13 protein-coding genes are annotated in these 14,115 nt (G+C 45.2%); 8 read left to right on the forward strand and 5 right to left on the reverse strand.

The annotated features are described in order from the left end of the window. Positions 1-81: 81 nt before the first annotated feature. The 3 genes from ovoA (at position 82) to QUE24_RS10730 (ending at position 3,673) form a co-directional block, all read left to right on the forward strand. Complete coding sequence (ovoA, locus tag QUE24_RS10720) at positions 82-2,220, forward strand: 5-histidylcysteine sulfoxide synthase (RefSeq protein ID WP_286303826.1); 2,139 nt, start codon at positions 82-84, stop codon at positions 2,218-2,220. Then, the gene (locus QUE24_RS10725; RefSeq protein WP_286303827.1) at positions 2,220-3,395 is read left to right on the forward strand and encodes a pyridoxal phosphate-dependent aminotransferase; all 1,176 of its coding nucleotides are present in this window, start codon (positions 2,220-2,222) and stop codon (positions 3,393-3,395) included. Before ovoA ends, QUE24_RS10725 begins: the two co-directional genes overlap by 1 nt. Positions 3,396-3,472: 77 nt before the next feature. Continuing rightward, a complete protein-coding gene (locus QUE24_RS10730; protein WP_286303828.1) occupies positions 3,473-3,673 on the forward strand; it encodes a winged helix-turn-helix domain-containing protein in 201 nt (66 codons plus the stop codon). On the opposite strand, the gene QUE24_RS10735 is transcribed toward QUE24_RS10730, so the two are convergent. From QUE24_RS10735 to QUE24_RS10755, 5 genes are read right to left on the reverse strand one after another with little or no spacing between them, the layout of a single operon-like run. Beyond that, positions 3,660-4,250 (reverse strand): Tll0287-like domain-containing protein, encoded by a 591-nt coding sequence (locus QUE24_RS10735; protein WP_286303829.1) that lies wholly within the window; start codon positions 4,248-4,250, stop codon positions 3,660-3,662. The genes QUE24_RS10730 and QUE24_RS10735 overlap by 14 nt on opposite strands. After that, the gene (locus QUE24_RS10740; protein WP_286303830.1) at positions 4,250-4,528 is read right to left on the reverse strand and encodes a cyd operon YbgE family protein; all 279 of its coding nucleotides are present in this window, start codon (positions 4,526-4,528) and stop codon (positions 4,250-4,252) included. Before QUE24_RS10740 ends, QUE24_RS10735 begins: the two co-directional genes overlap by 1 nt. Continuing rightward, positions 4,521-4,625 (reverse strand): cytochrome bd-I oxidase subunit CydX, encoded by a 105-nt coding sequence (cydX, locus tag QUE24_RS10745; protein WP_286303831.1) that lies wholly within the window; start codon positions 4,623-4,625, stop codon positions 4,521-4,523. The genes QUE24_RS10740 and cydX overlap by 8 nt, the downstream gene beginning before the upstream one ends. Positions 4,626-4,634: 9 nt before the next feature. Continuing rightward, positions 4,635-5,777: a cytochrome d ubiquinol oxidase subunit II gene (gene cydB / locus QUE24_RS10750; RefSeq protein ID WP_286303832.1), complete on the reverse strand. Its 1,143-nt coding sequence runs from the start codon at positions 5,775-5,777 to the stop codon at positions 4,635-4,637. 2 nt (positions 5,778-5,779) lie between these two features. Further along, positions 5,780-7,342 (reverse strand): cytochrome ubiquinol oxidase subunit I, encoded by a 1,563-nt coding sequence (locus tag QUE24_RS10755; protein ID WP_286303834.1) that lies wholly within the window; start codon positions 7,340-7,342, stop codon positions 5,780-5,782. Positions 7,343-7,813: 471 nt separating this feature from the next. Between QUE24_RS10755 and parE the strand changes: the two genes are divergently transcribed. The 5 genes from parE (at position 7,814) to QUE24_RS10780 (ending at position 14,114) form a co-directional block, all read left to right on the forward strand. Further along, positions 7,814-9,715, forward strand: coding sequence for a DNA topoisomerase IV subunit B (gene parE, locus QUE24_RS10760; protein WP_286303835.1), 1,902 nt, complete (start codon positions 7,814-7,816; stop codon positions 9,713-9,715). Positions 9,716-9,735: 20 nt separating this feature from the next. Further along, entirely contained in the window at positions 9,736-11,973 is a 2,238-nt protein-coding gene (gene parC / locus QUE24_RS10765) for a DNA topoisomerase IV subunit A (protein ID WP_286303836.1), read from the forward strand. A gap of 158 nt (positions 11,974-12,131) precedes the next feature. Then, positions 12,132-12,878, forward strand: a complete 747-nt coding sequence (surE, locus tag QUE24_RS10770) for a 5'/3'-nucleotidase SurE (RefSeq protein ID WP_286303837.1) — start codon at positions 12,132-12,134, stop codon at positions 12,876-12,878. Between the two features lies 1 nt (position 12,879). Continuing rightward, positions 12,880-13,539, forward strand: coding sequence for a protein-L-isoaspartate(D-aspartate) O-methyltransferase (locus QUE24_RS10775; protein ID WP_286303838.1), 660 nt, complete (start codon positions 12,880-12,882; stop codon positions 13,537-13,539). Continuing rightward, complete coding sequence (locus QUE24_RS10780; RefSeq protein ID WP_286303839.1) at positions 13,539-14,114, forward strand: YqaA family protein; 576 nt, start codon at positions 13,539-13,541, stop codon at positions 14,112-14,114. Before QUE24_RS10775 ends, QUE24_RS10780 begins: the two co-directional genes overlap by 1 nt. Position 14,115: the final 1 nt, after the last annotated feature.

Genomic DNA, 14,115 nt, shown 5'->3' on the forward strand with positions numbered 1-14,115 from the left:
AGTGTGTGACTTATTTTCGCAACAAATTCACAGTTCATTAGTCATAACGACACAATAAAAATACAGAGATGAGGTAGCAATATGACTGCTGAAAGCGCATTGAAAAAATATGCTTCGATGGAAAGTTCTTATTTAAGAACGCCAGTACTAGACGAAGGTAACCCAGCAGAGAAACGTCAAGAAATTGCTGATTACTTTAATTTCACTTTCGAACGTTACGAATCTTTGTTTGCTACCTTAAGCGATGATCAAGCCTACTTTCAGAAGTCGATTCCTCTTCGTCACCCATTGATTTTTTATTTTGGTCACACGGCGACTTTTTTCGTTAATAAAATGCTGTTAGCAGGGCTGATTGATAAACGTATTGATCCTAAATTTGAATCGATGTTTGCGGTGGGTGTGGATGAAATGAGTTGGGATGATCTCAACGATGATCATTATGACTGGCCAGCGGTTGAAGAGGTTAAAGCTTACCGCAAGAAAGTACAGGCGATGGTCAACAAGGTGATTCGTCAGGCGCCACTCAAACTACCTATTGATTGGGAAAATCCATGGTGGTCTATCATGATGGGGATTGAGCATGAGCAGATCCATCTTGAAACCTCTTCAGTTCTTATTCGTCAGCAACGACTGGAATGGGTAAAACCGCATCCTGCCTGGCAACCATTCAAAGAAACAAACCAAGCACCTGAGAATAGCCTGGTCGAAGTGCCTGCTGGAAAAGTGAGTTTGGGTAAACCATATTCGGATTCTATCTATGGCTGGGATAATGAATATGGCACACACGAAGCAGAAATTGAGACCTTTCAGGCTGCTAAGTTTTTAGTCAGTAATCAGGAGTTCCTAGAGTTCGTTGAAGATGGTGGCTATAACACCGATGAATACTGGTCTGAGGACGGTCTGCAATGGCGTCAGTTTACCCAGGCACAGCATCCCACTTTTTGGCTTGAAACCAAGCAAGGCTGGCAGTGTCGTTTGATGACTGAGGTCATTGATATGCCATGGGACTGGCCAGTTGATGTTAATTATCACGAAGCAAAAGCGTTTTGTAATTGGAAGGCAAAGCAAACAGGCCAATCCGTGCGTCTTCCAACCGAAGATGAATGGTATCGACTCTATGATGAGGCTGGACTGCAAGAATTAACCAGCGATCTCGCACCGGCAAATATTCATCTGGACTATGCGGCTTCATCTTGTCCTGTGAATTTCTTTAAACACGGTGATTGGTATGATGTCATTGGTAATGTGTGGCAATGGACTGAAACACCCATTTATCCATTCGATGAGTTTAAAGTACATCCTATCTACGATGACTTTACGACACCGACTTTTGACGGTCGACACAACCTGATTAAAGGCGGATCATGGATTTCCTCCGGTAACGAAAGCCGCAAAGCATCTCGCTATGCTTTTCGTAAACATTTTTTCCAGCATGCCGGATTCCGTTATGTCGTGTCTGAGGCGGAGCTGGAAGAATACAGTTCTAACTATGAAACAGATACGATGCTGTCACAGTATGCAGAGTTCCATTATGGTGATGAATACCTCAATGTAGCGAATTTCCCTAAAGCACTGGCTGAGCTTGCTATTGAAATGATGGCGGGCAAAGAAATGAAAAAGGCGCTGGATTTGGGATGTTCAGTGGGTCGAGCGAGTTTTGAGTTAGCCAAACATTTCGAACAAGTGACCGGCATTGATTTTTCAGCACGTCTTATTAATCTCGGCACGCAAATGGCTGAGCAAGGTGTGGTGCGATACACCATCACTGATGAAGGTGAGTTAGTTCACTACAATGAGCGACGCCTCGACCAACTTGGATTAGAAGACACAGCTGCTAAGGTCGAATTTTTACAGGGTGATGCCTGTAACCTGAAGCCCATATTCAAAGGTTATGACCTGATATTAGCTGCCAACCTGATTGACCGACTCTACAAACCGACACAATTTTTAGCGACGGTACATGAACGGTTGAATCAGAATGGCTTGCTGGTACTGGCTTCGCCTTATACCTGGCTGGAAGAACACACGGAAAAAGCACATTGGTTGGGCGGCTTCAAGAAAGATGGCGAGAGCTTTACCACGCTGGATGGTTTGAAGGCGATTTTAGAACCCCATTTCGAGCTTATTCGTGGGCCGGAAGCAATCCCCTTTGTTATTCGTGAAACGAGCCGAAAATTCCAACATACTTTATCTGAAGTGACGGTCTGGAAACGTAAATAATGACGATAGATTTTGATCAGAAGATAGATCGAAGTTCTAGTCATAGTCTGAAATTTGATGCCAGAGCAGCTTATTTCGGCCGGAGTGATGTGATTCCGATGTGGGTGGCGGATATGGACTTTTCTGCTCCAGAAGCCGTGACAAAGGCGCTCGTTGAACGTGCTAAGCATCCAATTTATGGGTATACGCTGCATCCTGACTCCATGTATGACGCTTTGATTGATTGGAGTGCCAAGCGTTATCAATGGCAGATAAAGCAAAGCGAGATCATAATGTGTCCTGGCGTTGTCCCTTCAATCAATGCCGTTATTGAAGCGATCACAGAGCCTGGTGACAAAGTCATTGTTCAGCCTCCCGTTTACTTTCCGTTTTTTTCATCGGTTGAGAAAAGTGGCAGGGAGTTAGTGTTAAATCCGCTTTATCTCGACAATAATCGCTACTATATTGATTTTGAGCATCTTGAACAGTGTGCACAGCAAGGTGCTAAAACATTACTTTTTTGTTCCCCTCACAATCCAGTTGGTCGGGTTTGGACACAAGAAGAATTAGCACAGTTACTTGAGCTGGCTGAGCGTTATCAGATGACTATTATCTCTGATGAAATTCATGCTGATCTGATTTTTCCTGAACAACAGCATATTGCATTGGCAACGCTGACTCAGGCCAATAATGTCATCACTACATTAGCACCCAGTAAAACATTCAATATTGCCGGTATGGGCTTATCGTCACTGATTGTCAGTGATAAGCAACAGCGCAGAGCGATTAAAGCGGTGTTTGAACAGTGGCATATTAGCCCTTCTAACCCTTTCAGCATCACCGCGTTTGAAGCGGCTTATCGTCATGGTGAAGACTGGTTAGACCAGCTGAATATTTATATTTACAAAAATAAGAAATGGGTAGAAGATTTTCTTCAAACTCATTGCCCTCAGCTCAAGCTGATTGAGTCGGAAGGCACGTATTTATTGTGGCTCGATTGCCGTGCTTTGGGAATGGATAATGAGACACTCAAACGTTTCTTTATCGAGCAGGCCGGCGTAGGTATGAATCCAGGTTATGTCTTTGGTGATAATGGGGGAGGTTTTATGCGTCTTAATATTGGAACACGTCTCGAGATTGTCCAGCAGGCAATGAAGAGAATCGCTAGTGCCATTGATGGTATTAGTGCAAGCTGAAGCATCATCTTGGCTAGCAGTCAGAACCTAATCACTAGCAAGCAAATTAATTCAGTCAGGAAACGGAGTTTACAGCGATGATGAATGATGAAATTGGTGAAGCGGCAGGTGTTGTATGGACGTTCTTAAACGCGAAGGGTGAGACCTCAGCTTCACGTATATGCAAAGAGACCAAGCTTGAGGCAAAGCTGTTTCAGCGAGCTGTGGGCTGGTTAGCTAAAGAGAATAAGCTACTTATCAAGCAACAAGGGCGTACCGAATACCTTAGTTTGCGTTGATTTTTGAGTAACGACGTTTGACTGAAAATGCGCCCCGAATATCACCCATCTTATAGCCGGTAGCCATGTCATTAGGATAGTTCTTGTCTATTATCTTGCTAACAGGTAACGCTATCTTGCTGCCATGACATGACAGACAGACTTTATCCGTTGGGATCGCTTTCATATAACGCCAGTCATACCCTAAATCAGAGTCGACTTTTTCTATGAAGGTCAGAGATTGAATAGCTTCTCCCGTTTTTAGGCGCGTTTCAAAGTTCTGTAGAACACCTGTTTCCCAGCTGTCAGCTTCATTCTCAAGGTTGCGCACTCGCAAGCTTGTTCGATGAATATCGAGCCTGTATTTCTTCGACATTTCATCAGCGATGGTCGGTGCGACCAATTTACAGACAGAAATAGCTTCTACAGGACCGCCGTCTTTTAGCGCTGACATTAATGCTTCTTTCAGATGCGTTGATAGATCTTTGATAGCCGCCTGAGCATCACGCTCGAAAGCCGCTTGTTCATCGCTATCTGCATAGGCGGGTATGCCGAAACCCAGTGCAATAATGAGAGGGAAAAGAAGACCCAGACGCATTAATTGATCGCCATGTGAAAGTAGCCATAGAGCATTATGGGCCAGCATAGATAAGGACTGAGTAAAAAGTGCCATAGAGTCCTTTTTGGAGCAAAGCCCACACCATGAATAAACCCAATGCAGATGCCGACAAGCAACAGCATTAATAAATCATGATCAGATTTACCATTTTCCATTAACAAACGGTTGGGAAAAACTAATATCGCTGCAGACAAGCCTAATGCCATTAACAGGCTAAGCAAACGAATAATAGTTTTATCTAACCAAGATTCAGTCATCCAGCGTATCCATTGGGCAGTTTTCTAACCACATGACATTGATAATACCTAATGCCACAGCTAATAAAATTCCAAGTATCCAGGCAAAATACCACATAACAGGTTCCTAATAGGTTGAATGTTGGTTACCACGAATGAAATTCACATCGAGTCTTCGCCACATACGACGGTAGGTCCAGAAGCTGTAGCAAATAATAATTGGCACCATGACTACCGCCACCCAAAACATAATTTTTAATGTTAACAAACTCGAGGTGGCATCCCACATAGTCAGGCTATGATTCACTGCATCACTTGATGGCATGATGAATGGGAACATAGAAAATCCAGCGGTCAGGATAATGCCCGTCAGTGTGATGGAACTGCTGATGAAAGCCCAGCCAGCACGTGAAAAGTGAGAAAATAAATACACGCCAATCATGCCCAGAAAAGCCAATATGGGCGCCAGCATCATCCATGGATACTGTTGATAATTCAGTAACCAGCCTCCCGCTTGAGTAGTGACTTGCTTCATATCGGGTGTGAAGCTTGAACTTGCCGCAGGCATAGAGCTGACGACATAGCCATCAATACCGAAAGACACCCATAAGCCGGCTAAAGCAAAGGCAATTAATAAGGCGACTGAACTGGCCTTGGCAACTTGTGTGGCTCGCCATTCAAGACTATCCAATGTTCGAATTTGCAACCAGACAGATCCATGCATAACAATCATCAGCAAGCTGACTACGCCCGCTAACAAGGCAAAGGGATTTAATAACTGCAGGAAGCCACCGGTGTAGTTTGGACGCATCATTTCGTCAAAATAAAAGGGTACACCCAGTAATAAATTACCGAATGCCACACCAAAGATAAGTGGCGGGACAAAGCTGCCGATAAATAACCCCCAATCCCAGCTGGAACGCCAGCGTGAGTTATCCAGTTTACTTCGATAGTCAAACCCTACAGGTCGAAGAAAGAGGGCAAACAACGTTAGCATCATCGCTAAATAAAAACCTGAAAACGCCATGGCATAAACCAGGGGCCATGCAGCGAATAAGGCACCACCTGCCGTGACTAACCACACTTGGTTTCCTTCCCAGTGAGGACCGACCGTATTAATCATAATACGGCGCTCTTCATCAGTATGGCCGATAAACGGTAGTAAAATTCCTACGCCCATATCAAAGCCATCAGTCAAGGCAAAGCCAATAAGGAGAATTCCCATCAGCAGCCACCAGATTAATTTTAATGTTTCGTAATCCAGTACCATGATTAGCTCCTCGCTGCTGATGTTTCGTGGTGGTAACGACCCGTGTGTAAACTGCTAGGTCCTTGCCTGATGAACCGGATCATCAGGTAAAGCTCAACAATTAACAGCAACGTGTAAAAGACAACTAACGCTATCAGGCTGTTGTATACATCACCGGCGGACAAGGTCGATGTCGAAATATGCGTTGGTAAAATGCCACTGATGGTCCAGGGTTGTCGACCAAATTCAGCTACAAACCAACCTGTCTCGGCGGCTATCCATGGTAAAGGTAGGCTGAACATCGCCAGACGAAGCAACCATTTTTTCTTGTACTCTTGTCTTTTTGCACAGTGATAGAAAGACAAAAAGAACACAATCAGCATGGCAAAACCACAAGCGACCATGACTCTGAACGCCCAGAACATAGGTGCAACAGGTGGCACAGTATCACGTGCTGCCGCTTTAATTTGTTCGTCTGTCGCGTCGGTGACGTTGTTAGTATATTTCTTCAACAGTAGTCCGTAGCCCAAGTCATCTTTGACTTCATCAAACGCGGCTTTAGTTTCTTCTGTGACAGGACCTTCGCGTAATTGTTTTAATAAGGCGTAGGCTTGCATACCATTACGAACACGGTCTTCATGTTCAGCTACCAGATCTTTAACACCCGTAACAGGTTCAGTGACTGAGCGTGTCGCAATGAGTCCCAGAAGATAAGGGATCTTAACCGCATAGTCGGTTTCCATTGTTTCGTCATTCGGCAAGCCAAACAGTGTAAATGCGGCAGGTGGCTCTGCAGTTTCCCATTCAGCTTCAATGGCGGCTAATTTTGTTTTCTGTACATCACCTACTTCATAACCACTTTCATCACCTAGCAGAATGACTGAACATATGGCCGCCACACCAAAACCTGCTGCGACAGCAAAACTACGACGAGCAAAGCCGATATCACGCTTTCTCAATAAGTAGTAAGCACTGATACTCAGAACAAACATGGCACCAGTGACATAACCGGCAGCCACAGTATGGATAAACTTCACCTGAGCCACAGGGTTGAAAAATACTTCGGAGAAGCTGGTCAGTTCCATACGCATAGTTTCATAATTGAACTGTGCACCGACCGGATTTTGCATCCAGGCATTCGCCACCAGAATCCATAATGCAGAAAGATTAGACCCGAGAGCGACCAGGAAAGTGGTGGTTAAATGTTGTCGTTTGCTGAGTCTGTCCCAGCCGAGGAAAAACATACCTACAAAGGTGGACTCAAGCATGAAAGCCATCAAGCCCTCAATGGCTAGTGGGGCACCGAATATATCGCCAACATAGTGCGAATAATAGGCCCAGTTGGTGCCAAACTGAAATTCCATAGTCAGCCCAGTCGTCACACCAAGAGCGAAGTTGATTCCGAAGAGTTTGCCCCAGAATTTTGTCATGTCTCGGTAGATTTCTTTACCGGTCATAACATAGACGGATTCCATGATCACCAGAATCCAAGAAAGCCCCAGAGTAAGTGGAACAAAAATGAAGTGATACATTGCCGTGATGGCAAACTGCAAACGGGATAGATCGACTAGGTGTTCAGAAATCAAGGTGCTTCTCCATCTGAAGAGTGATTAATAATCACGTCAGCGACGGCGTCATGGTCAATGTCGTCGGGGGCGTTACTAAAAAACAAATGCCAAATAAAAAAAGTAACACGAGCTTGCAGACCAACATAATGCTAAGCTCAATTATCAATTTTCTATCAGTGAATAATTTCTTCGCCACTATTCCACCACAACATTAATTAAGAAAACATGATCTTAGTCAATTTAAGTTAAATCAGGTTGCCAGCTTAGTTAATTTTAAGGTGGAAATCATACGCCAGATATTTTGTTAAGCAGTCTTATCAGGTTTTTATTTACAAAACTTTACAAACTTGTCACCTTTAACACGAGGGAATCACACACTCACTTTATTTAAATCGTGTTTTTTTCACAGATATGTTGTATCTGTGTTGTCTGTTAGGCTTTTATCCTGCTAACCTTCGGTGGGAATAATTTTAGGTAGATATCTCAACAATGACGAATACATACAATGCATCTGCCATTGAAGTTTTGACGGGGCTTGAGCCTGTCCGAAAACGACCAGGCATGTATACAGATACTGCTCGTCCTAACCATCTTGCCCAAGAGGTCATTGATAACAGTGTTGATGAGGCTGTGGCCGGTCATGCTAAACAGATTCAGGTAACACTACACAAAGACAATTCATTGGAAGTGAGTGATGATGGTCGAGGTATGCCCGTGGATATTCATCCCGAAGAAGGCGTGCCTGGTGTTGAGGTGATTCTGACCCGACTTCATGCTGGTGGTAAGTTTTCCAATAAGAACTACCGATTTTCAGGTGGTTTACATGGTGTGGGTGTTTCTGTTGTTAATGCATTATCGTCTCGCCTGGAAGTCAAAATTCGTCGAAATGCGACCGAGTATCAGATTGCTTTTGAAAGCGGTGCTTTAGTCGAAGCTTTAAACGAAATTGGTACTGTTGGTAAACGGAATACTGGTACTACAGTGCGATTCTGGCCAGAAGAGCCGTTTTTTGATTCACCTAAATTTTCAGTACCTAGATTACGACACGTACTTCGGGCGAAAGCAGTGTTATGTCCGGGGTTAGTGGTCACATTTACTGATCTATCCGGAAAGGAAAAAGTTGAAGATCGCTGGTGTTATGAAGATGGATTAAATTCTTATCTTTCCTCTGCCATGACCGATGCTCCCTGTGTCCCTGCCGCGCCTTTTGTAGGCCATATGAGTGAGGAGTCCCAGGAAGTCGACTGGGCAATGATGTGGCAGCTTGAAGCCGGTGACGAGCTGGCCGAAAGTTATGTCAATCTCATTCCCACTGCACAAGGTGGTACCCATGTTAACGGCCTACGCAGCGGTGTTTTGGAAGCACTTAGGGAATTCTGTGAGTTTCGTAACTTATTGCCGAGAGGTGTGAAGTTAGCACCGGAAGATGTTTGGGAACGCTGTTGTTATGTGTTGTCCGTCAAGTTGGAGGACCCACAGTTTTCAGGACAGACCAAAGAACGTTTATCTTCTCGTCAGTGTGCTGGCTTTGTGTCTGGTGTAGTCAAAGATGCCTTTAGTTTGTGGCTGAACCATCACGTGGAAGATGGCGAAAAAATAGCTGATTTGGCGATCAATAACGCTCAGTCCAGATTAAAACAAGCAAAAAAAGTGGTCCGAAAACGGGTACAGTCCGGCCCAGCTCTACCGGGTAAGTTAGCGGATTGTGCTTCACAGGACCCATCCCGTACAGAATTATTTTTAGTTGAAGGGGACTCGGCTGGCGGCAGTGCCAAGCAAGGGCGAAACCGTGAGTTTCAGGCGATTATGCCTCTACGCGGCAAAATTCTGAATACCTGGGAAGTTGAGCCTGGACAAGTCCTGGCATCTCAGGAAGTCCATGATATTGCGGTCGCTATTGGTGTGGATCCGGGGTCTGATGATTTGTCCGGTCTGCGCTATGGCAAGATTTGCATATTAGCCGATGCGGATTCTGATGGTGCTCATATCGCTACCTTGTTATGTGCCCTCTTTGTCAGACATTTCCGTCCTCTGGTGGAAGCTGGCCATATCTGCGTGGCGATGCCACCGTTATATCGCATCGATGTGGGCAAGCAGGTGTTCTATGCCTTGGATGATGAAGAACGCCAGATTATTCTGGATCGAATTGAAAAAGAAAAAATCAAAGGTAAAGTCAGTACGCAGCGCTTTAAAGGGTTAGGGGAAATGAATCCCATGCAGTTACGTGAGACGACTATGGCGCCTGATACCCGCCGTCTAATTCGACTTACCATTAATGCCGAAGACGATACGATGATGACCTTGGACAAACTGCTAGCCAAAAAACGGGCTGGTGATCGTAAGTCTTGGCTTGAGCAACATGGTGACTTAGCCGATTTGGCTGCTTTATAAATGATGAAGAGATATAACCCATGACTACTTTCGTCGATGATTTGGAGAATATGCCGCTACGCGATTTCACTGAAAAAGCGTATCTGGATTATTCGATGTATGTCATTCTGGATCGTGCATTGCCGCATATTGGTGATGGTTTAAAACCTGTTCAGCGTCGGATTATTTATGCGATGTCTGAGCTTGGATTGAGTGCCTTATCCAAGCATAAAAAGTCAGCTAGAACAGTGGGTGATGTATTAGGTAAATACCATCCTCATGGTGACTCTGCCTGTTACGAAGCCATGGTATTAATGGCACAGCCATTTTCTTATCGTTATCCTCTAGTCGATGGGCAAGGTAACTGGGGCTCGATTGATGATCCTAAGTCTTTTGCTGCAATGCGTTATACAGAAGCGCGTCTGGCAGCGTATTCACAGGTTCTGTTAAGTGAGTTAGGACAGGGGACTGCGGACTGGATACCTAATTTTGATGGCACCATGGATGAGCCAGCATTACTGCCAGCTCGATTACCGAATCTATTATTGAATGGTACGACTGGGATAGCGGTCGGTATGGCGACCGATGTGCCCCCTCATAATCTTCGCGAAGTAGTGAATGCCTGCTTACGCTTATTAAAATCACCAAAAAGCACATTAGACGATCTGCTTGAAGATATTCAGGGCCCAGACTTCCCAACAGGTGCCGAGATCGTTTCCGGCCGCGATGAGATTCATAAAATATATGCCACAGGCCATGGTTCAATAAAACAGCGTGCCTGTTATAAAAAAGAAGAGGGGGAAATCATTATTCATGAATTGCCCTACCAGGTTTCAGGCGCCAAAGTACTAGAACAAATTGCCGCACAGATGCAGGCCAAAAAATTACCGATGGTCGCTGATTTACGTGATGAGTCAGATCATGAAAATCCCGTGCGACTGGTGATTATGCCCCGCTCAAACAGAGTGGATATTGAGAGTTTAATGTCACATCTGTTTGCGACTACAGATTTAGAACGCAGCTATCGTGTCAATATGAACATGATTGGAATGGATGGCCGTCCTCAGGTGAAAAATCTGCTGGATATGCTGCAGGAGTGGCTCAGTTATCGGGTTGAAACGGTTCGTCGTCGTCTACAGTATCGCCTGGATAAAGTGCTGGATCGCATGCACGTGCTGGAAGGCTTACTCGTGGCCTACCTCAATATCGATGAGGTAATAGCCATTATCCGCACTGAGGATGAGCCGAAAGCCGTGATGATGGAGCGCTTCGGAATCTCGGACAGACAAGCTGAAGCTATATTAGAACTACGTTTACGCCATTTAGCCAAGCTGGAAGAGATGAAAATCCGTGGCGAAATGGATGAGTTGAGTAAAGAACGGAAACAACTCGAATTATTATTAGGCTCAGATACTCGACTGAAAACACTTATTCGTAAAGAATTGACGGCAGATGCTGAAAAGTATGGTGACGACCGACGATCACGGATTATAGAGCGACAAGCTGCAAAAGCACTGAATGCCACCGAATTATTACCCACTGAACCTTTAACCATTGTGCTGTCTGAAAGTGGTTGGGTGCGTGCAGCCAAAGGTCATGATGTGGATCCGGCTTCATTAAACTTCCGTACCGGTGATCGCTATTTTGCGTCAGTAAAAGCCAGAAGTAATCAACAGATTGTGTTTCTGGATGACAGTGGTCGTAGTTATTCTCTCGGTGCTCATACCTTACCCTCTGCGAGGGGGCAGGGTGAACCATTGAGTGGGCGGTTACAATCACCTCCTGAGGCCAGGTTTGTCGCCGTTCTTACGGTTGAGTCGGAACAATCGGTGCTGCTAACCAATACGGCAGGTTATGGTTTTATTACTCAACTCGATAATTTGATCGCTAAAAATAAAGCGGGCAAGGCCATATTTAATATTCCAAAAGGCGCCTCACTGCTGCCACCGTTATTTATAAACAGCAAGGATACACGCGTTGCCGTGGCTTCCGGAGATGGACGTTTATTGGTTTTTCCTGCAGATGACATTCCAGAAATGAACAAGGGCAAAGGCGTCCGACTCATTAATATTCCACAGGCAAAATTCACTTCGGGTCAAGAATGGATGCAAGCGGTCGTTATTGTACCTAATGAACAGGGCCTGACCTTACACGCTGGCAGACGCCACTTAACCTTGAAAGCCACGGATCTGGAGCATTACCAAGGCAGTCGAGGCAAAAGAGGACATAAACTCCCTCGTGGTTTACAAAAAGTCAGTGAGATGGAAGTCGCTGAATAAACGTCATGATGATGACAGTGCCGTCACATCAGATTAGGTAGGCTATGTAAGATTACCTCACGGCATAGTTGGTTTACCTGAATGTATAATGATCGCAGCTCAATCTTGTTAAGATATGAGTGCCTAAATAACAAGAGCTTAAAGACCAAAACAATCTAATGAAAATCCTGATAAGCAATGATGATGGCTACATGTCGAAAGGCATCCGCACACTGGCAAAGGCTATGGCAGAACTAGGGGAGATAACCGTTGTCGCACCAGACAGAAATCGCAGCGGTGCCAGCAATTCACTGACATTGGAAAACCCGCTCAGACTGGAGAGACAAGAAGATGGCGTATACAGAGTAGAAGGAACGCCCACTGACTGTGTGCATCTGGCCATTACCGGATTACTCGATGATGAACCCGATATGGTGGTATCAGGTATTAATTCTGGCGCTAACCTGGGTGATGATGTGCTTTACTCCGGTACTGTGGCAGCGGCGATGGAAGGGCGTTTCCTAGGGCTACCAGCCATTGCGATATCACTGACATCACATAATGGAACACACTATGAAACAGCGGCCTGGGTCGCCAAAAAGTTGGTCGCTCAGTTAAAACTCTCTGCTTTGCCGGCTGATACCATTCTTAATGTCAATGTGCCCGATTTACCGATAGATGAAATTACAGGTATCGAAAGCACCAGACTGGGCCATCGTCATAAAGCTGAACCTGTTATCAAAGAAACGGATCCTCGTGGTCGTGCAATGTACTGGATCGGTCCGGCAGGTGAAGAGGAAGATGCAGGACCTGGCACTGACTTTGATGCTATTCGCCGGGGAGCTGTGTCAGTCACCCCCTTACAAATTGATTTAACACGCTACGATGCTATTGATGGCGTTGCCAACTGGTTGAAAGATATTTGAGATGAAAACCGACTACCGAGGCATCGGCATGACCTCTCAGCGAACGCGTGATCGGCTGGTGGCCAGATTGCAGGAGCGAGGGATTAAAAATAGTGATGTGTTGTCTGTCATTCGTGAGATGCCAAGACATCTATTTGTGGATGAAGCCTTAGCGAGCCGGGCATACGAAGATACTGCCTTACCTATTGGTCATGGGCAGACCATTTCTCAACCGTATATTGTCGCTAAAATGACCGAGATTTTATTAGAGGGTGGTCCTCGTCAAAAAATTCTAGAGGTCGGTACTGGCTCGGGTTATCAAACCGCGGTGTTATCCAAACTTGTCGAACGGGTATACAGTGTTGAGCGTATTTCGCCGTTACAAAATCAAGCGCGTGAACGTTTTTATCAATTAAAACTCAATAATATTAAACTCAAACACAGTGATGGAAACTGGGGGTGGGAATGGTATGCGCCTTATGACGCTATTATTGTGACCTGTGCACCGGAACACATTCCATTAGAGTTATTAAAACAACTGGCTCCTGGAGGACGCTTGGTGATTCCTGTCGGCAGCAGCCAAGGACAGTCATTGCGTGTGATAGATCGTGAAGGCGACAGGTATGAGGAAACGGAATTAGACCCTGTCAGTTTTGTCCCATTATTGAGTGGTCAGATTTAATGCGATTATTTTCTGGTTTGTATGCACGAGTGATGATTTGGGCTCGACATAAATATGCGACCTATTGGTTAGCGTTAGTCAGTTTCACTGAGTCTTCGTGTTTTCTGGTTCCACCTGATGTGATGTTGGCACCCATGACCTTAGCAAGGCCTGAGCGAGCATGGTTTTTGGCGATGCTGACCACCGTGACTTCGGTATTGGGGGGATTGTTAGGTTATTTTATTGGTTTATTTGCGTTCAATATGGCTGAACCACTCTTGATATCACTAGGCTATATGGATGCGTATATTCATGCGGCAGAGTGGTTTGACCAGTGGGGTATTTGGGCCATATTTCTGGCCGGGTTTACCCCCATACCGTTCAAAATATTCACTATAGCAGCAGGTGCCGCCAATATGGCACTGATACCGTTCTTGCTCGGCTCGTTTGTTGGTCGAGGAATGCGTTTCTTTTTAGTGGCTGGTCTGATGCGCTGGGGTGGGCCTGAATTGGAATCCAAACTCCATCTATGGGTAGACCGACTAGGTTGGTTCACTGTTCTGGGTTTGGTGATAGGTTATTTTATATTCGTATAGA

It is taken from the genome of Methylophaga marina, assembly GCF_030296755.1.
Lineage (GTDB): Bacteria > Pseudomonadota > Gammaproteobacteria > Nitrosococcales > Methylophagaceae > Methylophaga > Methylophaga marina.